This is a genomic window from Janthinobacterium foliorum (genome assembly GCF_978021625.1).
Genome location: NZ_CDXDQE010000026.1, coordinates 1 through 18,958, shown reverse-complemented (window position 1 = coordinate 18,958; position 18,958 = coordinate 1). Strand labels below are relative to the sequence as shown.

At 64.8% G+C, this 18,958-nt stretch carries 13 protein-coding genes; 4 read left to right on the top strand and 9 right to left on the bottom strand.

Annotated features, from left to right (window positions below; genetic code table 11):
- A partial coding sequence (gene xsc, locus ACZ92H_RS29065; RefSeq protein ID WP_465051931.1) for a sulfoacetaldehyde acetyltransferase occupies positions 1-1,447 on the bottom strand: 1,447 nt, incomplete at its 3' end.
- Between the two features lie 200 nt (positions 1,448-1,647).
- On the opposite strand from xsc, the gene ACZ92H_RS29060 reads away from it, so the two are divergent.
- Genes ACZ92H_RS29060 through ACZ92H_RS29050 form a run of 3 tightly spaced genes read left to right on the top strand, consistent with a single transcriptional unit; the run spans position 1,648 to position 5,238 of the window.
- Positions 1,648-2,484, top strand: coding sequence for an IclR family transcriptional regulator (locus tag ACZ92H_RS29060; protein ID WP_465051932.1), 837 nt, complete (start codon positions 1,648-1,650; stop codon positions 2,482-2,484).
- Between the two features lie 40 nt (positions 2,485-2,524).
- A complete protein-coding gene (locus ACZ92H_RS29055) occupies positions 2,525-3,499 on the top strand; it encodes an AAA family ATPase (RefSeq protein ID WP_465051933.1) in 975 nt (324 codons plus the stop codon).
- On the top strand, positions 3,496-5,238 hold the full coding sequence (locus ACZ92H_RS29050; protein ID WP_465051934.1) for a cobaltochelatase CobT-related protein: 1,743 nt from the start codon (positions 3,496-3,498) through the stop codon (positions 5,236-5,238). The genes ACZ92H_RS29055 and ACZ92H_RS29050 overlap by 4 nt, the downstream gene beginning before the upstream one ends.
- Here ACZ92H_RS29050 and ACZ92H_RS29045 read toward each other — a convergent pair.
- The 5 genes from ACZ92H_RS29045 to ACZ92H_RS29025 all read right to left on the bottom strand — a co-directional run bounded on the left by ACZ92H_RS29045 (position 5,231) and on the right by ACZ92H_RS29025 (position 16,018).
- Entirely contained in the window at positions 5,231-6,370 is a 1,140-nt protein-coding gene (locus tag ACZ92H_RS29045) for an AAA family ATPase (RefSeq protein WP_465051935.1), read from the bottom strand. The genes ACZ92H_RS29050 and ACZ92H_RS29045 overlap by 8 nt on opposite strands.
- A complete protein-coding gene (locus tag ACZ92H_RS29040; protein ID WP_131377525.1) occupies positions 6,367-7,254 on the bottom strand; it encodes an RNA ligase family protein in 888 nt (295 codons plus the stop codon). The genes ACZ92H_RS29045 and ACZ92H_RS29040 overlap by 4 nt, the downstream gene beginning before the upstream one ends.
- A 332-nt stretch (positions 7,255-7,586) precedes the next feature.
- A complete protein-coding gene (locus ACZ92H_RS29035; protein WP_465051936.1) occupies positions 7,587-9,251 on the bottom strand; it encodes a ShlB/FhaC/HecB family hemolysin secretion/activation protein in 1,665 nt (554 codons plus the stop codon).
- A 29-nt stretch (positions 9,252-9,280) separates the two neighbouring features.
- On the bottom strand, positions 9,281-13,822 hold the full coding sequence (locus ACZ92H_RS29030; protein WP_465052389.1) for an MBG domain-containing protein: 4,542 nt from the start codon (positions 13,820-13,822) through the stop codon (positions 9,281-9,283).
- A 171-nt stretch (positions 13,823-13,993) separates the two neighbouring features.
- Complete coding sequence (locus ACZ92H_RS29025) at positions 13,994-16,018, bottom strand: sensor histidine kinase (protein ID WP_465051938.1); 2,025 nt, start codon at positions 16,016-16,018, stop codon at positions 13,994-13,996.
- Between the two features lie 81 nt (positions 16,019-16,099).
- Here ACZ92H_RS29025 and ACZ92H_RS29020 point away from each other — a divergent pair, with 81 nt between their 5' ends.
- Positions 16,100-16,783: a response regulator transcription factor gene (locus ACZ92H_RS29020; protein ID WP_131377534.1), complete on the top strand. Its 684-nt coding sequence runs from the start codon at positions 16,100-16,102 to the stop codon at positions 16,781-16,783.
- Positions 16,784-16,796: 13 nt separating this feature from the next.
- Here the strand turns inward: ACZ92H_RS29020 and ACZ92H_RS29015 are convergent, their stop codons facing one another.
- From ACZ92H_RS29015 to ACZ92H_RS29005, 3 genes are all read right to left on the bottom strand, one after another.
- Positions 16,797-17,573 carry a TSUP family transporter gene (locus tag ACZ92H_RS29015; protein ID WP_465051939.1) on the bottom strand — a complete coding sequence of 259 codons (777 nt, stop codon included), beginning with the start codon at positions 17,571-17,573 and terminating at the stop codon, positions 16,797-16,799.
- A complete protein-coding gene (gene pta, locus ACZ92H_RS29010; RefSeq protein WP_465051940.1) occupies positions 17,563-18,564 on the bottom strand; it encodes a phosphate acetyltransferase in 1,002 nt (333 codons plus the stop codon). The genes ACZ92H_RS29015 and pta overlap by 11 nt, the downstream gene beginning before the upstream one ends.
- Before the next feature lie 107 nt (positions 18,565-18,671).
- Positions 18,672-18,958, bottom strand: a 287-nt coding sequence (locus ACZ92H_RS29005) for a thiamine pyrophosphate-dependent enzyme (RefSeq protein WP_465051941.1), incomplete at its 5' end; no start/stop codon positions are given.

Genomic DNA, 18,958 nt, shown 5'->3' with positions numbered 1-18,958 from the left:
CCCAGGCGCCGTCGCCCGCATACGACACGGCCGGACGGTGCGGCGCGGCCACCTTGGCGCCGATGATGGTCGGAAACGCATAGCCGCAGTTGCCAAAGCTCATCGCCGCAAAGAAGCTGCGCGGCTTTTCAAAGCGCAGGTAACTGTTGGCCACCGAGTTGATGTTGCCGATGTCGGTCGACACCATCACGTCTTCCGGCATGGCTTTTTCCAGCTCGCGCAAGACCTGGCGCGGGTGCAGGTAGTTGCCCGGCTCTTTCTTCTGCTCTTCGATCATGTCCAGGCTGTACGCATCCTTTTCATGCGTCCAGTTCGTCAACTCCTCTTCCCACGCGGCCTTTTCCGCTTGCACGGTGGCATAGCGCGCGTCGCGGGTCGTATCGCAATCGAGGGCCTTGCCGTCCAGACGGGCAAGAATTGCTTTCGCGGCCGCCTTGGCGTCGCCGCAGATGCCCACCGAAATCTTCTTGACCAGGCCCAGCATCTTGTTGTCGGCGTCGATCTGGATGATCTTGGCATTTTTCGGCCAGTAATCCATGCCGTGCTGCGGCAAGGTGCCGAACGGTCCCAGGCGCGAACCGAGGGCCACGACGACGTCGGCCTGGGCGATCAGTTTCATGGCCGCCTTGGAACCCTGGTAGCCCAGCGGACCGCACCACAGCGGATGGCTGGCCGGAAACGAGTCGTTGTGCAGGTAGCTGTTGACGACGGGCGCGCCGAGGCGCTCGGCCAGCGCCTTGCACTCCTCGATGGCGTCGCCCATGACGACGCCGCCGCCGGAAATAATCACGGGGAACTTGGCCTTGGCCAGCAGTTCGGCCGCATCGTCAAGGCTTTGCTCGCCGCCGGCGCCGCGGTCCAGGCGGTTCGGCTGAGGGATCTCGGCCTTGATTTCGCCGTAGAAATAGTCACGCGGAATGTTCAGCTGGGTCGGGCCCATTTCCGACATGGCGCGGTCAAAGCAGCGGCCCGTGAATTCGGCCATGCGGGCCGGATTCGTCACGTGGCCCTGGTATTTGGTGAATTCCTCGAACATCGGCAGCTGGTTCGCTTCCTGGAAGCCGCCCAGGCCCATGCTCATGGTGCCCGTCTCGGGCGTAATGATGACCACCGGGGTATGTGCCCAGTAGGCGGCGGCAATCGCCGTGACGCAATTGCTGATGCCGGGACCGTTCTGGCCGATGACCACGCCATGGCGGCCCGAGACGCGGGCATAGCCGTCGGCCATGTGGCCGGCGCCCTGCTCGTGCACGACGGGAATCAGGCGGATGCCAGCGGGAGCGAAGATATCCATCGGGTCCATGAAGGCCGAGCCCATGATGCCGAACATGTCGGTCACGCCGTTGGCGGCCAGGGTTTCCACGAACGCTTCGGAAGGCGTCATCTTTTGCGGGCCAGTCGGGGTCACTGCGGTGGCCGCTGCGGCGGCGGCTTTTTGGTCGGTCATGTCATTCATCGGTGTCTCCTGGTCTATGGTAATGGGTGCTGGCTAATTTATTAAAAATCGGTATATTTTGTTCCGAAAATTGATATACAATTCAATTTAAGCGTTCGGGAATCAAAAGTCAAACAGAATTTCGAGGAAACGGTACAATTTGAGTTCGAAAATGAAATAACTCATTACATCCAACCGAGGCCACCATGGACATGATTTCATCCCCAAAACTTGAGCCGGAAAAACTGGAAGGCGACACGCCCACGATGCGTTTGTTTGCCTTGCTGGAAGTGATTGCCGAGAAAGACCAGTTGCTGTCGCTGCAGGCGCTGGTGGAAGAAACAGGATTACCAAAACCCACCCTGCACCGCATGCTGCAACAGCTGGAAAGCGTGGGCGTGCTGCAGCGCGAAAGCGATGGCCGCCACTACAGCACGGGCGTGCGCCTGCGCCGCCTGGCGTCGAACCTGCTAATTAACAACACATTTCATGGCGCCCGCCGCATGGTCTTGCGCCAGCTGGTCGAGGAAGTGGGCGAAAGCTGCAACCTGACGGCTTTCAGCGGCAGCGAAGTGGTGTACCTGGACCGCGTGGAAACGGCAGCGCCGCTGCGCTTCTACCTGCATCCCGGTTCGCGGGTGCCGGCGCACTGCTCGTCGAGCGGCAAGCTGTTCCTGGCGCAAATGACGCCCGTGCAGCGGCGCCGCTTGCTGGGCCACATGGAATTGACGCGCTTTACGGACAAGACGGAAACGGACCCCGTCAAGCTGGAACGCGAACTGGAAGTGGTGCGCCGCAACGGCTATGCGCTGGACGACGAGGAATTCCTGCCCGGCCTGCTGTGCGTGGCCGTGCTGGTGCCGAACCCGAACGGCCGCTCGAACCTGGCCGTGGCGATCCAGGCGCCCATCATCCGTTTAACGCACGACAAGGCTTTACATTTCTTGCCAGCATTGCAGCGCGCCGCGCAAGCCCTGGCCGCCATCGAATCGGAAACCATGCCGACGTCGGGCGGGGATGACGACGCATTACAAACAAGTAATTCATAACCGCCGCGGCGCCCACGCTGCGGTTTCACAGGAGAACAAGGTGCCAGATTCACGCCAACATCCCCCCGCCGCAGCCGCGCAAACCTTGCAGTCCGTGCGCAGCCTGTTCCGCATCGACAGCGACCTGCTCGTGCCCGTCTTCACGGAGCGCGATCCGCACGTGCCCGACATCGATCCCGCCTACCGCTTCAACGAGGACGTGACCCTGGCCATCCTGGCCGGCTTCACGCATAACCGCCGCGTGATGGTGCAAGGCTTGCATGGCACGGGCAAGTCCACGCACATCGAGCAAGTGGCGGCGCGCCTGAACTGGCCCTGCGTGCGCGTCAACCTCGATGGCCACATCAGCCGCCTGGACCTCGTGGGCAAGGACGCCATCGTGCTGCGCGAGCAGCAGCAAGTGACGGAGTTCCAGGAAGGCATCGTGCCCTGGTCATTGCAGCGCCCCGTGGCCCTGATCTTCGACGAATACGACGCCGGCCGTCCCGACGTGATGTTCGTCATCCAGCGCATTCTGGAGCGCGACGGCAAGTTCACCCTGCTCGACCAGAACCGGGTCATCACGCCGCACCCGCACTTCCGCTTGTTCGCCACGTCGAACACGGTGGGCCTCGGCAACCTGAACGGCATGTACCACGGCACGCAAGTGCTCAATCATGCGCAGATCGACCGCTGGAACATCGTTGCCACCTTGAATTACCTGCCCCAGGCGGAGGAAACGGACATCGTGCTGGCCAGGGTCCCGGCCATGAACGACGAAGCGGGCCGCCAGCTGGCAAGCCGCATGGTGGCCGTGGCCAGCCTCACTCGCAAGGGCTATGCGGCGGGCGACCTGGCCTGCCTGATGTCGCCGCGCACGGTGATCACCTGGGCCGAGAATTGCCAGATCTTCCGCGACCCGGCGCTGGCCTTCCGCCTGTCCTTCCTCAACAAATGCGACGAGGCCGAGCGGCCCATGGTGGCCGAGTATTATCAGCGCTGTTTCAATGAGGAATTGCTGGCGAGCCAGGCATGAGCGCCGAAGCGACGGCGCCTGCCGCCTACACGCGCGAACAGCAGGAAACGGATGAGCTGTGCGCGGGCGCCATCCGCGCGCTGAGCGGCGTGGCCGCCATCCGCTACCGTGGCCGGCGCCTGCACGACGGCCACCGCCCGCTGCCCATCCACGCGGCCCATCTGCAGCCCGATGCCGCGCTGCAAGACCTGCCCTCCTTGCGGGGCGCGGCCGACAGCGTGGCCCTGCGCCTGCTGCATACGGACTCTGCCCTGCACAAGTCCCTGTGTCCGCCTGAACCCGTGGCCCGCCTCGTCTTCGAATTGCTGGAGCAATTAAGAGTGGAAACCCTGGCGCCCGAGCAGCACGCCGGCGTCATCGACAACCTGCGCCACCGCTTTACGGCCTGGTCGCATGCGTTCTACGATTCCGGCCTGGCCGAGGGCGCATCGGGCTTGCTGCTGTACACCGTGTTCCAGATGGGCTGGTCGCGCTTGACGGCGCGCGCCGTGCTGGAAAAAACGGAGGATTTTATTGAAGCGACGCGCTGGTCGCTGTCCTCGCAACTGGGCAGCGACCTGGCCGGCCTGCGCCGCCACCGCCTGGACCAGGCAGCCTTTGCACGCCACGCGCTGGCCATCGCCCATGCCGTCGATGTCATGCTGAAAGACGCGCAGGCGGCGCGCGATGGCGGCCAGGACGATGCCGGCGATGCCAGGGCGCAGGCAGCCTTCAAGCTGCTGCTCGATTTCGACAGCGACAACGACCATCTGCCCGATGCCGCGCCGCTGGGCGAAAGCCGCGCTTTCAACGATGGCGGCGGCGGCTACAAGGCGTATGCGACGGCATATGACCGCGAAGAAAAAGCGGGTGAGCTGGTGCGCCGCGCCCTGCTGCAGGAATACCGCGAACGCATGGACGAGCGCATCGCCAGCCTGGGCATCAACACGGCGCGCCTGGCGCGGCGCCTGACACAGCTGCTGGCCGTGCCCCGGCGCGAGGGCTGGTCGTTTGGCGAGGAGGAGGGCTATATCGATGGCCGCCGCCTGGCTCAACTGATCAGCTCGCCGTCGGAGCGCCGCTTGTTCCGCAAGGAACAATTCCTGCCGCAAGCCGATTGCCTCGTCACCTTCCTCGTCGATTGCTCCGGCTCCATGAAGACGCATGCAGAATCCGTGGCCGTGCTGCTCGACATTCTGCTGCGCGCGCTGGAACAGGCCGGCGTCAGCACGGAACTGCTGGGCTTTACGACGGGTGCGTGGAATGGCGGCCGCGTGAAACGCGACTGGACGCGCGCCCGCTCGCCCGCCAACCCCGGCCGCTTGAACGAACTGGTGCACATGGTCTTCAAGGATGGCGATACGAGCTGGCGGCGGGCGCGGCCCGATATCGCTGCCCTGCTGAAAGCGGACCTGTACCGCGAAGGCATCGATGGCGAAGCCGTGGACTGGGCGTGCCAGCGCATGCTGGCCCGGCCCGAGCGGCGGCGCATCCTGCTGGTCGTGTCCGACGGTTGCCCGATGGATACGGCCACCAACCTGGCCAACGACGAGTTTTATTTGGCGCAGCATTTGAAGCAGGTGGTGGCGCGCCGCGAAGCCCAGGGTGCCGTGGAAATCTGCGGGCTGGGCCTGGGACTGGACCTGGGCGCCTACTACAGCCGCAGCCTGGCCACCACCCTGCCCGCCTCGCTGAACAATGAACTGTTCGGCGAGATCGCGCAGCTGATCGGCGGTCGCAAACGCCAATCACTCAAGTAACGTCGTAGCGCACGGCATGCGCCTCCATCGGCAGCGGAATTTCCCAGTTCCACAGCATCGCTTGCAGCTTCTTGTTGCTCAGCGAGGTGTCGCGCTGGCCGTTGCGTCGCAGCAGCTCCTTGCGCGGCTGCTCCAGATAGACCAGTTCCACCTGCGCGTGGTATTTGTACAGCAGGTTGAGCGTCTTTTCGCGCATCAGCCTGGACAAATGCGTGGCGTTCCACACGAACGGTTCGCCTTGACGCAGCAGCTCGCGCGCCCGCTCTTCCGCGTAATCGCCCACCTGCCCCTCGTTCTTGCCGTGCTTTAAGCCCAGGGCGATGCGCGCATCGTCGAAGGACACGACGGGCAGGCGCGGATGGTGCTTGTCCACCCACGTGTTCTTGCCCGATGCAGGCAAGCCCGACATCACGATCACGTGCGAGCCCGGTTCCTGGAACAGGGGGTAGTCGGGATGCGCCTCGGCCCCGCGGAAATATTTCACGCGCGTGTGGTCGTCGACGAAGGCGCGCCGCTGGCCGTAGCAGCCCTCCTCGCGCGCCAGTTCGCGGAACAGCTCGATGGCGTCCAGGATGCGCTGCGGATCGGGACAGATCCTGCCGCGGATGTCCGCTTCGGCCAGCATGGCCAGCAAATGGATATTCACCTGCCACGACAGCTCGCGCACGGTGAATTCGGGCGTGACGCCGCGCCGCGACGTTTCCAGCGCGAAGAACGGCACCTGGTGCACATTGATCAGGCGGCAGATTTCCTCGCGCGCGGCAAACGGCACGTCGGCATCCCACAGGGCGATGCGCGCATCGAGGGCGCCCTTGCGCGAGTGGCCGGGCTGACCGATGGCGCCCGTGGCGGGATCGATCACGGTGGTGCTGCACTTGGCCACGTCGTGCAGCAAGGCGGCCAGGAAGACGATTTCCTGCTGCGCCCGCGCGGCTTGCCGGTAGTCGGGCATGGCCAGCAGCGACTCCACCACCATCATGGTATGCGTCCACACATCGCCTTCCGCGTGATACACGGGATTTTGCGGCGTCGTCTTGGCCAGCTCCAGCTGCGGGAAGGCAGCCAGGCAGGCATTGAAATCGGGCGACTGGCCCGCCATGGGCACCAGTTGCTGCAGGGTTTTCCAGTTCATCGCGTACTCCTTGAAAAGGCTGCCAGCTCGTCGAGCGAACGGCAGGTATGCAAGCCCAGGCTGTCCCACGTGACCAGCGGCTGCGGCGCGTACAGGTCGACGCCGTCGGCCAGCTGGTTGGGGATCATGGGCCGCGTGCTGTGGTGCGAACCGCTGTCGAGGATGGTTTGCGTGAAGTCATGCCGCACCAGCTTGTAGCGCGCCAGCACCTGCTCGTCGTCCTCCACCTTCAGGTACAGGCCTTCCGCATGGTCGGACTTGTCCGTCTGCTTCCAGCACAGGTCCAGCGGCAGGCGCTCGCGCGCCACCACGCTGTCAAAGGCCTCGCGCCACAGGCGGGACTTGGCCAGCGAATGGCGCACCAGCTGCCATAGCTGTTTCGGCGTGGCGGGCATGGCGCCCGCATACAGCACGGGCACGGACAGCACGGGCGAGCCGGCCAGCATGGCGTGGCGGCGCGCCGTCGACAGGAACATCCGGGTGCGGCGGCAATACACGTCGAACTCGTTGAAGTAATGGGGCAAGCGGTCGTAAAACACGGAATGCTTGCTGTAGGACCATTCGCCGAACAGCACATACTGGTCTTCCAGCAGCTGCAGCAAGGCGTGTTCATGCGCATGCGCCCACGGTTTCAACAGGTTGAACTGGCGTTCGCTGCCGCCGCCCGCCAGATAGTGGCCGCGCGATTGCAGCAGCACTTCGCCCGCGTCGCTGAACGACACGGCGGCGTTGGCGCCATCGATTTTTTCCTCGATGACGACGTACTGGCCGGCCAGCTTTTTCAAGGGCATCTGGTCGGTGCCGTCGTCGCCGTCCTGCAGGCGCGAGCCTTCCAGGTGCGGCGTGCGCGGGTATTTAAATAAGGGCAAAGATTGTAAAAACATAGCGTCCCACGCACCGTTCACCGGCGCGTGTCCATACAGGGTCAGGGGTGCTGACGACGAATTCGGGCGGAGACGGAACCGGCCAGGGTGGCCATGCAAGCGTGTGCGGGGAATCAAAAAAAGTGCCGCAGCAATCGGGGGGCGTCAACGCGCCGAACGATGCTGCAGAGAGCATTTCGTCAGCGTTAGCAGGTGATGGCGAAGAAGCGAGGCACTTTTGGCTCCAATAAGGAAGAGGTTCGAGAAAGAACGGGGAATATAACGGCAGTTTGATTATTTTGCAAGGCGCGCGGTTCAATCGTGCTCAACTGCGCGCCTTGCCATCCGACGAACTAGAAGCGGTATTCCACGTTCAGCCACACGCGCGGCTTGGGATCGCTGTTCGTTTCCGACTGCGGCCGGCCACCCGTGGTGCGCCAGGCCAGCGCCACGTCCGCGCTCCATGCCTGCCGCTGGTAGCGCACGCCCAAACCGCTGCCACGCAGGCTGCGCCGGTTGTCGCTGGCCGGCGCCGGCTTGGCGTTGACAGTGACGCGGCCAGCATCCATGAAGGCATACGGCGCAAAGTCACCCGCGCCATAGCGCAGTTCCAGCTGCGCCAGGCCGCCTTCGTCGCCCGTGGCTTCACCCGATGGATATGCGCGCACGCCGCTGGCGCCGCCCAGGCTCAGTTTCTCGGACGAGTCCAGGTTCTTGTCGGCCTGCTGCCAGCTCAGGTGCGCCATCAGACTGAAGCCGGCGGGCAAGGATTGCAGACGCACCACGTCCAGGTTGACCTTGTGGAAGCTGCCCCTGGTCTGGTAATAGTCGACGGCGCTCAGGCCCGCATCGAGTTTCAACTTGCCCGGCGTCCAGCTCAAGCTGCCGTACGTCATGCCATCGAAAGCGTCGCGGTAGTCAAATTGCAGGGCCAGCGGCAGGGAATCACTGGACTTGCTTTCATAAGTCCTGGTGCTGTCGCGGTTATCCTGCAAGTCCTTGGCCTGGTAGGTGGCGATCAGGGTCAGGTTGGCTTTCTGCGAACGCAGGATCGGATAGCTGAGGCCGGCGCTGGCGACCTTGGCCGTGCCATTCGCATCGAGGCTGGCGAATTCCTTGGCCAGCACGTAGCGCGTATGCGAGTAGCCGACATTGCCGCGCAAGCCGGACGTGCCCAGCGGCAGGCTGTAGCCGAGCGAGCCAAGCCACAGCTCTTCCTCGCTGAGCAAGGCCCGCACGCTGATCTGGTCGCCCAGCAGGAAGGGACTGTTGACGTCGACATTGGCCCGCACGCGGTTTTTTCCCGTGTAGCGGCTGCCGGCATTGTCCAGACCGATATCGCCGCGCACGCGCTGGCCGCGCTCCACCTGGACGATCAGGTCGCCCGTACCCGCCTCGGTGCCGGGGCGCATGGTGGCGGAGGACGCGATGCCAGGCAAATCATCGAGCAACAGGGCGGCGCGTTCCAGCGGCCCGCTGGCGATCACGCTGCCAGGGCGCAAGCCGTCAAAAAAGGCCGTGGCTTGGCGCGCCAGGCCGGCATCGCCGCCCTGCGCCTGCACCACGCCATAGCGGCCCTCGATCACTTCGATGCGCAAGTCACCGTTCGCCAGGTCTTGCGGCGGCAGGATGGCACGGGCAAACGGGTAGCCGCCGGCATGGTAAACGTCCGTGATGCGCTCGGCCAGGCCACGCAAGCCGGCCAGGTCGAATGACTTGCCCGTCACGTCACCCAATGCCGCCTGCAGCGCGTCTTCGCCAAACACGGAATTGCCGGAAATATTGACCGAGCGCAGCACGACCGTGGCGCCGCCGGGCGCGACGGCTGACGCATCGCGCGGCGCCTGGATGGTCAGGGCCTGGCTGTCGCGCGGAGGCGCGATGGGCGGCTGCAATTGCTGCAGGGTCTGGCCCGCGTCCGGTGGAACCTGTGCCTGCGCGGCCGGTACAAAATGCAGTAAGGCAAATCCCAGCGCCATTGCAATCGTGGAGCGCTGCGGGTGTGATGATTTTTTCATAGAGACTTTAATAAATTGATTCAGGTCCATCATTGCGCCACGCTTCCGGTGGCCGGGGTTGCGGGTGCTGCCGCCACATTGATGCCGCCGTTGACGACAAAGATGCGCGTAAAGCCCGGCGTGCCGCTGGCGCCCGCCGCCGGCAACGCTGCCAGCATCGGCTCCGTGCCGCCGGCCGATGGCGTGGCACGCGTTTCCTCTGCCACGGGCACGAGGGCCAGTCCGCCGATCAGGCTGACGCCGGCATGCGGTGCGCCGCCGGTGCCGGAAGCCGCATACGCCGCGCTGCCAGGCAGTGCCAGGACGCCGGCGCCGGCCGCCGCGCCCGCAGCCACGTCATTGGTGCCCGTGGTGACCTGGCGCCGCGCCAGGCGAATCGCATTCTCCAGTTCCAGATTGGCATCGATGCTCAAGCTGCCGTTCTGCGCCGTGATCAGATAGTTGCCGTTGGCCAGGGCCGAAGCGTCGATCGTGTAGCTGCCCACGTTTTCACCATCTGCGCGGCGCAGCACGCCGGACAGGCTGTCGCCCGCCACCAGATTGCCCTGCGTGACCTGGTACGTCAGGCCGGGGTCGACATTGCCGTAGACCTTGCTCTTCGCGTCGGCCGTCACAGTGATCGGGCGCGCATCGATGCGCAAGCTGCCGTTCTGCGCCGTGATGACATAGTTGCCGTTGGCGAGGGCCGAGGCGTCGATCATGTAGCTGCCCACCTTTTCACCGGCCGCGCGGCGCAAGACGCCGGACAGGCTGTCGCCCGCCACCAGATTGCCCTGCGTCACCTGGTACGTCAGGCCAGGGTCGACATTGCCGTAGACCTTGCTCTTCGCGTCGGCCGTCACCGTGATCGGGCGCGCATCGATGCTCAAGCTGCCGTTCTGCGCCGTGATGACATAGTTGCCGTTGGCCAGCGCCGAGGCATCGATCGTGTAGCTGCCCACGTTTTCACCGGCCGCGCGGCGCAAGACACCGGACAGGCTGTCGCCCGCCACCAGGTTGCCTTGCGTGACCTGATACGTCAGGCCAGGGTCGACATTGCCGTAGACCTTGCTCTTCGCGTCGGCCGTCACCGTAATCGGGCGCGCATCGATGGCCAAGCTGCCGTTCTGCGCCGTGATGACATAGTTGCCGTTGGCCAGAGCCGAGGCGTCGATCGTGTAGCTGCCCACGTTTTCACCGGCCGCGCGGCGCAAGACGCCGGACAGGCTGTCGCCCGCCACCAGGTTGCCTTGCGTGACCTGATACGTCAGGCCAGGGTCGACATTGCCGTAGACCTTGCTCTTCGCGTCGGCCGTCACCGTAATCGGGCGCGCATCGATGGCCAAGCTGCCGTTCTGCGCCGTGATGACATAGTTGCCGTTGGCCAGAGCCGAGGCGTCGATCGTGTAGCTGCCCACGTTTTCACCGGCCGCGCGGCGCAGCACGCCGGACAGGCTGTCGCCCGCCACCAGCTTGCCCTGCGTCACCTGGTACGTCAGGCCAGGGTCGACATTGCCGTACACCTTGCTCTTCGCGTCGGCCGTCACCGTGATGGGGCGCGCATCGATGCTCAAGCTGCCGTTCTGCGCCGTGATGACATAGTTACCGTTGGCCAGGGCCGAGGCATCGATCGTGTAGCTGCCCACGTTTTCACCGGCCGCGCGGCGCAAGACGCCGGACAGGCTGTCGCCCGCCACCAGGTTGCCTTGCGTGACCTGATACGTCAGGCCGGGGTCGACATTGCCGTAGACCTTGCTCTTCGCGTCGGCCGTCACCATGACGGGACGGGGATCGATATTGGCGCTGACGCCGCTGGTGTTGAGCACATAATTGGTATTCGACAGGCTCAGGGTGCTCGAATCGAAACTGCTGTAGCGCCCCGCATTGCGGCTGCCGACGCTGGCCGAGCCCGTGACGGCTGGCGCGCTGTCGCCATTGACCAGGCCGGACAGGACGAAACCGGAATTGAAGGTGCTGCTGCCGTCGTAGGTCTTCGTCACCGCCACCTCCAAGGGACGCGGCGTGACCGTCCAGTAGACGGGACCGCCAGGCGTCAGGGTATAGCCAGTCTTGCCCAGCACCAGGCCCGTGTCGTAGCTGATCGTGTACACGCCTGCCGCCGACGTGGCCGTGGGCGCGCCCAGCCAGGAAATGGTGCCGCTCGCGCTGGCATCGGTGATCAGCAAGCCGCCGCTCAGCGCATCGTACAGCGCATAGTTAAAGACCGGCACATCGCCATACACGCTGGTGCCTGGCGTCAAGCGCACATACACGGGCTTGGAGGCGTTGCCCGCCGCATTGTCGACGGACGTGATGGCGTCCTTCAGTTGCGCCACCGGTGCCGCCGCGTAATACACGGACAGGCCGCCGGACTGGCCCGGCGCCAGGTCGGCCGCGCGCAGGAACATGGCATAGCTGCCGTCTGTCTGGCCGGAAGCGGCGGCCGTGCCGCGCGGGTTCTGGTTGATGGCGTTGGAAAACGAGCAGCAATTGCTATGCACGGTATCCACGCCCGCCGTCGTGGAATAGAACAGGATGGCCGAGCCGCTCGTCGTGCTGTTGGTTTCCGTCACCATGATGGCGTTGGAACTGGCCTTGTTATCGGTCAAGGTCGCAAAGGCACCGGCAACGATATTGCCCTTGGTCTTGTAGTTGGCATCCGACTCGCCGATAAAATCGTCGCCCGTGCCCAGCCACATGCGCACATTCGTCAGCGGCGTGCTGCTCAGATTGGTGAGCCGGCTATCCATGTTGACGAAGGCATCGCCCGCCTTCAGGGTATAGGTGTGCGCGATGCCGGCCGACTGGTTCAGGGAGCTGAAATTGAGCGTCCCTGTCGTCACGATCGAGCCCATGCCTTCCTGGTAGCCGGCGATATTCAAGGAACGGTTGCTCAGCGCACTGGAGTAACTGCCGCCCATGCCAGGGAAGCCGCCGCCCATGCCGCCGTCCGCGATCAGCACTTGTCCATTGTTATTCCAGGCATTGCTGCCATTGCCGCCTGCGGCCACGGCAAACTCGAAGGGCCGGTTCAAGGTCAGCATGTACCAGCCGTTGCGGCCGGGGGTGGTGTTATCGAAATAAAATGGCGTCTTCAACAGCCCGTCGTCGGTGAAGGAGTTTTCATTACCATTGCCGAAGCGTATATTGCCGTTGCTTAACACCAAATTGTTCACGCTGCCGGCGCTGCCCTTCTTCCAGGTAAAGGCGCTGGCCGTGGGAATATTCACGGCCACGCCCGCTGCCACCTTGTAGGCGCTGCCGGCGCCATTGGCCGTCGCCTGGCCATACTGGTAGGCCAGCGATCCGCTGCCGGTGGCGTTCAGGGTCGCATTGATATTGATGTTGCGCTCGGCGGTCAGGGTGAGCTTGTTGGCCGACCAGTTGATGGCGTCATTCACGTGGATATCGCCATTGCCGCCCGCCGTGCCCATGCTGGTGGTCATGATGGTGAAATTGTTGCTGGCGAGGGCACTGGATACGGCCGCGCCCGTCATGTTGCCGCCGCTGGCCGCCACCGTGAAATCGTTCGGGTCGATCAGCCAGTCGCCCGTCTTGCCGCCGGCCGCGGCCGTGGTGACGCGCACGGCGCCGATGTCCACATGGTTGGCGCTGGTTTCGATGAAGCCGCCATCGCCGCCCTGGGGCGCGCTGGCGTCGAGCACGCCAGCCACGTGCAGGCTGCCCTGCTGCATGTCGCCAAGCAGCACGATCTGGCCTTTTTGCCCCGTCGCCAGGGTATGCGCCTCGATCACGCCCGTGTTGTTGATGACGCTGGAAGCCAGGGCGCCCGCCGCCTTGGCCGTCAGGTAGACCTGGCCGCCATCGGCGCGGATCGCGCCGCCATTTTCGATCAGGGTATTGAGCGCGCCCTGCGTCACCTGCAGCTTGACGGGGCCGCCCAGGTCCAGCGTGACCTGGCTGCCGGCGCCCATCAGCACGCTGCCGGCGTGGGCCGCGATGCTGCCGCTGTTGCTGATGCGGGCGGAAATCAGGGCCACGTAGCCGCCGTCCGCGGCGCGGATGCTGCCTTCATTGACGATGCTGCCGCCGCCCTTGCCATTGAACACATGCTTGCTGCCGCCCAGGCTGGCATTGTCGATATCCAGGGTGGAGGCGACGAGGCCGCCCACGTTGACCTGGGCCGTGCGGCCGAACAGGATGCCGTTCGGATTGATCAGGTAGACCTGGCCGTTGGCGTTCACGCGCCCGAGAATCTGCGAGCCATTGCTGTCGAGAATGCGGTTGACGGCCAGCGCATTCGACGAGGGCTGGACGAAGTTGACGGTTTCCTTGCTGCCCACGTTGAAGCTGGCCCAGTTCAGCGACGCCTGCTGGCTCGTCTGCTGGACCGTCGTCGTCGTACCGGACTGGGTGATGGTCGCCGTGCCGGCCACCACCTGCCCGCCCGTGGGTCCGGCACAGGCCGGTCCACCCAGCGCCAGCGCCGCCATGGCGGCAGCGGCGGCGGCCAGCTTGCGGCGTCCGCCCTTGCCCCGTCCGCGCGACGTTTCGGCAACGGCGACCCAGGCATTCAGGACGTGGCTCCAGACGAGCCGGTAAATGTGATTCAATGATCCGTGGCGATGCATGCGCTTATCCTTGTCTTGTGTTGTAACGGGTGCAGGCGGCCTTGCCTGGCACCCTTTCCTGTTGCTTTTCGCTACACAAATGTGGCAAAAAGCTACAAAAATTTCCTTGGGGAAAATGTAACAAAGATTGCGGATTTATAAGTGAGCAAACCTGAGCGATTCCCGACCAATTCAGTCGGGAATGCCGGACGCGCCAGCCGGGATGCGCAAGGAGAAGCTGATGGTGCCATCCAGGCCGGCATTGTCGAGTGTGACATTGCCGCCATGCAGTTGCGCAATGCGCTGCACCAGATACAGGCCCAGCCCCGCACCCGGCTTGTGCTGCGCGATACGGCCACGGAAGTATTTCTGGAACAGGCGGGGAATTTCATCGGCGGGCAGGGAATCGCCGCGGTTGCTGACGGTAACTTGCAGGCCGCCAGCGCCGTGGCCTGCTGCCTGCACGCGGATCGCCAGCGCCTGAGGCGCATGCCGGTCCGCGTTGCTGAGCAGATTGCGCAGGGCCACGCGCAGCAGTCCCGGATCGCATTGCAGCTGCGCCGGCAGGCCGGACAGGACCGCCTCCACCCTGCCCTCCGGCCACTCGGCCAGTATCGCCTCGATCAGCTTGCGCGGATCGCAGGACTGGGCACGGAAAGTGGCCGCGCTCGTTTCCATGCGGTCGGCGCTCAGGTATTCGTCGACGAGCGCCGTCATGCGTCCGCTCGCCTCGCGCAAATTCTGGCAGCGCTGCACGGTTTTTTCCCATGCGGCGGCGGGATTGCGGGCGATCTGCTGGGCCGTCGTATTGATGATGGCCAGCGGCGTATGGAATTCGTGCGATACCATGGCAACGAAATCCTGCTGCTCTTCGCGCGTGCGCGTTTCCACTTCCAGCGCCGTGCGCAGTTCCGCTTCCAGGGTCACGCGCCAGGCGATCTCCTGCTGCAGCGCGGCCGTGCGCAGGGCCACCTGTTCTTCCAGCCGTTCATTGAGCGCCCGCACGGCCCGCACGGCCTCCGCCTGCGCAATGTCCTTGGCCCGGCGCAAGCCCGCATACCGCCGGTTCAGGCGCAAGCTCATCAGCATCATGTGCACGAAGGCGCCCAGGGTGGCCGCATGGTTGGTGAGGAAGTTCGGCGGCAGCATGCCCATATTGCGCAGGAAACTGACGATGGCGCCCGCATAGAAAATGCCGAAGATCAGCAAAAAAGCACGCGCGCTGCGGTGCCCGCGCCATGCCAGCCAGCTGGCCATGCCGACAAAAAACACGATCAAGGGCAGCGCCGTGTACTGCACGGCGAGCACGCCGGCGCCATATTTTCCACGCAGTACCAGGCAGGCGCCGGCCACGGCCATCACGCAGGACAGTCCCGCCAGCGCGCGGGTCAGGCGGGGAAACAGTTCCGGCAAATCCAGCTGCAAGGAGGAAAAGCGCGTGCCGACGGCCAGCGACATGCACAGCGACATGCCAAGGATCGGATCGGACAGCCAGTTCGGCATGTCGAAAATCTGCTGGGGAATGGCGATCGTGAAGGCCTCCGTCGTCGCGCTCGTGCACACATACAGCAGATACCAGCCGCTCTGGGCTTCGCGCGTCATGCGCCAGAAAAAGACGTGGAACAGGATCAGCAACAGATACGTGCCGAACTGCAAGCCGTAGTACAGGTATTCCCGGCGCGAGGATTCGTCGAAGGCCGCGCGTGGCCACAAGCTCAGCTCGGTCGACATGGATTTCTTGCTCTCCAGGCGCACCAGCCAGCGTTCGCTCATGCCCGCCTCAAGGCGCAGCGGGAAGACGACCTGGCGCGCATCGACGGGCCAGTCGTCGCGCACGACGGCCGCACCCGCTTCCTGCATGCGCCAATGCCCTTGTCCATCCAGCCGGTACAGGCGGACATTGTCGAGCACGGCGTTGCTAAAACGCAACACCCACTCATCGGGCGCCGCCTCCGCGCGCCGCACGTCGAGCAGCAGCCAGATGGTGTCGTCCGTGTAGCCGGCGCTGACGGCGCCGGGCAAGGTGCGCCAGCCAGGCGCGGCCAGTGCCGCATCGGGCGCCAGCGTGCCGCGCGCGTCCCGCAACACCTGCATGTGGCCGTTGGCCGAGACTTGCTGGCCGGAGTCGGGCAACAGCAGCGGCGCCGGCGGCGCGGCATGGACTGCCAGCGGATGGAGAGTGCTGAAAAAGAGGAGAAGGGCAAGCAGGAATGGCATGGCGCGGCAGCTTAACACAGGCATATCAAGGAAGCGACAGGCTGCCTTCACGCCACGCAAGTGATCGGTTATCCTTGCGCCATGTTGAACCTTATTTTGCTTGAAGATGAAGCCGTCCTGCGACAGGAACTGACCGAATTTCTCGGCGACTGCGGCTACCAGGTCAGCGCCGTCGCCGACCTGGCCGGCTTCCATGCCAGCTATGCTCCCGCGCTGCACCGTATCGCCATCATCGACCTGGGCTTGCCCGACGGCGACGGCATGGCCCTCGTGCGCGCGCTGCGCGCCCAGGGCCGGCAGCTGGGCATCGTGGTGTTTACCGCGCGCGGCGCCACGCAGGACAAGGTCAGCGGCCTGACGGGCGGCGCCGATTACTACCTGCCCAAGCATACCGACCTGGAAGAGCTGGCGGCCACCCTGGGCAGCTTGCAGCGGCGCCTGGGGGAACCGGCGCCCGCGCCCGCATGGATACTCGAACTGGCGCCGCGCCGCCTGTTTCCGCCGGGCTGCGGCGCCATCGCCTTGTCGCAGCAAGATACCACCGTGCTGCAGGCGCTGATGGCCGAGCCGGAGCGCATCGTCAGCCGCCAGCAGATCGTGCAGTCGCTGGGCGAGGATTTCCTCGACTATGACCAGCGCCGCCTCGATACGCAGATCCGCCGCCTGCGCCGCAAGACCGAGCTGGCCAGCGGCTTGTCCTTGCCGGTCAACACGGCGCGCAACGCCGGCTACCGCTTTTTCGCCAACGCCACCGTACGGCCCTGACCGCCCTGCCCGCTCAACCCAGCAGCTGCGGCACGGCCGCCACCATCAGGGAGATGCCGATGGCCGTCAGCACGGCAAAGGCGATGCGGCGCATGCCGCGCTGGGCGATGGGCGGCGGATAGCGCTTGCCGGCCATGGTGGCCAGCACGCCGACGGGCAAGGCCAGCATGCACAGCAACAACACTTTCGCATCGAGCTGGCCCTGGCTGCCCGCCATCAGCGACCGTCCGCCCGCGCTGATGGCGAACAAAAAGATCAGGCTGTAGCGGATGGTGGTCAGGCTCATTTCCTGACGATAAAACTGGTACACGAGCGGCGGCCCGGCCAGCGAGAACAGGCCGGAAAACAGGCCGCCGCACACGCCGCTGATAAAGAAGCTGCGCTTGTCGGCCGCACCGGGACCGGGCGGCGCCTGCAGCAAAATGCTGACGCCGCCATACACGATGGCCGCGCCCAGCAGCAAGTGCAGCAGGGGCGCGTAGGCCTGATCCAGGTAGCCCAGCAGCAAGACGCCGGCCGCCATGGCGGGCAGCAAGCCGATGCTGGCGGCGCGGATGGCGCGCCAGTCCAGGTGGTGCAAGGCACCGGGCAAGGCCACCAGGCAATTGGCCAGCGACAGCAGGCTGACAAGGGCCGCCAGCGCCGGCACGGGCGCCAGGCCCAGTCCGCTGGCCACGCCCATGACGATCATGCCCAGTCCAAAACCCGTGACGGTCTGGAAATACGTGCCCGCCGCCACCACGCCCAGCAGCGCCAGCACTGGCAGGCTGAACAGGAAGTCAGCGTCCACCCTGGGCCTGCACGGCCGTGACCGCGATGACGTTGTAGACGTCAATCGCGCTGCAACCGCGCGACAGATCGTTGGCGGGCTTGTTCAAGCCCTGCAGCAGCGGACCGATGGCGACGGCGCCGCCCATGCGCTCGGCCAGCTTGTAGCCGATATTGCCCGCGTCCAGGTTGGGGAATACCAGCACGTTGGCGCGGCCATTCACCACGGAATCCTTGACCTTGCGTTGCGAAATCTCGGCCACGATGGCCGCGTCCAGCTGCACGTCGCCATCGATGGCCAGCCTCGGGCGCTGCGCCTTGACCTTGTCCGTGGCCGCATGCACCTTGTCGACGGCCGCATGGTTGGCGCTGCCGCTGGTGGAAAACGACAGCATGGCCACCCGCGGCTCTTCCATCAGCAGGGCTTGCGCGCTGTCGGCAGCGGCCATGGCGATGTCGGCCAGCTCCCCCGCATTCGGATCGACGACCAGGGCGCAGTCGGAAAAGATGAAGCCGCCCTTGAGGCTGTGGAAAGGCTCGCACAGCATCATCAGGAAAAAGCTCGACACCAGCTTGAAGGCCGGATCGACGCCGATGATCTGGATGGCGTTGCGCACCACATTGGCCGTCGTGTGCACGGCGCCCGCCACGCAGCCGTCCGCGTCGCCCAGGCGCACCATCAGGTTGGCGTAGCACAGCGGGTCCTGCACGGCGATCCGCGCCTGCTCCACCGTCATGCCCTTGGCCTGGCGCAGCAGGAACAGTTGCTGTGCATAGTGTTCCGACTCGCTGGAAGCGGCCGGGTCGATCAGGCGCACGGCTTCCAGGTCCAGGCCATGTTCGCGCGCCAGGGCCAGGATGGCGGCCGGCTTGCCGACGATGCTGATGCGCGCCAGCCCCTCGGTGGCGGCGCGCGCGGCCGCCTGCAGCACGCGCATGTCGTCGCCCTCGCACAAGACGATGTTTTTCGGCACGGCGCGGGCTTGCTCGATGATGCGGTGCAGGGCTTTCATGGAAACTCCAATTCGGTAAAAAAATGCCGGAACCATGGAAGCATGAAGATGGTTCCGGCATACAAAACCCGGCATGGCCGGGGTCATACAAGGAGCGGATGGACTGATCAGACGTAGTCTTTGTACTTGTCCAGGTGACGGATCGGTTTGCTCAGCGCGTCGCGGCGGAACGGGTCGCCCAGTTCGCGCGTGCACATGATTTCGATGATGGTCGTCTTGCCTTCATTCATCTGCATGTCGATGGCTTTCTTCAGGGCCGGACCCACGTCTTCCAGCTTGTCCACCGTGATGCCTTCGGCGCCCATGGCGCGGGCGATTTCCGCGAAGCTCTGGTTGTCCAGTTCACCGGCGACGAAGCGGCGGTTGTAGAAATCCACCTGGTTTTTCTTTTCCG

Excerpts from the sequence above, each read along its gene's own strand:
- ACZ92H_RS29060 (WP_465051932.1), top strand. The coding sequence starts at position 1,648 with ATGATTTCATCCCCAAAACTTGAGCCGGAAAAACTGGAAGGCGACACG.
- ACZ92H_RS29050 (WP_465051934.1), top strand. The coding sequence starts at position 3,496 with ATGAGCGCCGAAGCGACGGCGCCTGCCGCCTACACGCGCGAACAGCAG.
- ACZ92H_RS29045 (WP_465051935.1), bottom strand. The coding sequence starts at position 6,370 with ATGAACTGGAAAACCCTGCAGCAACTGGTGCCCATGGCGGGCCAGTCG.
- ACZ92H_RS29040 (WP_131377525.1), bottom strand. The coding sequence starts at position 7,254 with ATGTTTTTACAATCTTTGCCCTTATTTAAATACCCGCGCACGCCGCAC.
- ACZ92H_RS29035 (WP_465051936.1), bottom strand. The coding sequence starts at position 9,251 with ATGAAAAAATCATCACACCCGCAGCGCTCCACGATTGCAATGGCGCTG.
- ACZ92H_RS29030 (WP_465052389.1), bottom strand. The coding sequence starts at position 13,822 with ATGCATCGCCACGGATCATTGAATCACATTTACCGGCTCGTCTGGAGC.
- ACZ92H_RS29025 (WP_465051938.1), bottom strand. The coding sequence starts at position 16,018 with ATGCCATTCCTGCTTGCCCTTCTCCTCTTTTTCAGCACTCTCCATCCG.
- ACZ92H_RS29020 (WP_131377534.1), top strand. The coding sequence starts at position 16,100 with ATGTTGAACCTTATTTTGCTTGAAGATGAAGCCGTCCTGCGACAGGAA.
- pta (WP_465051940.1), bottom strand. The coding sequence starts at position 18,564 with ATGAAAGCCCTGCACCGCATCATCGAGCAAGCCCGCGCCGTGCCGAAA.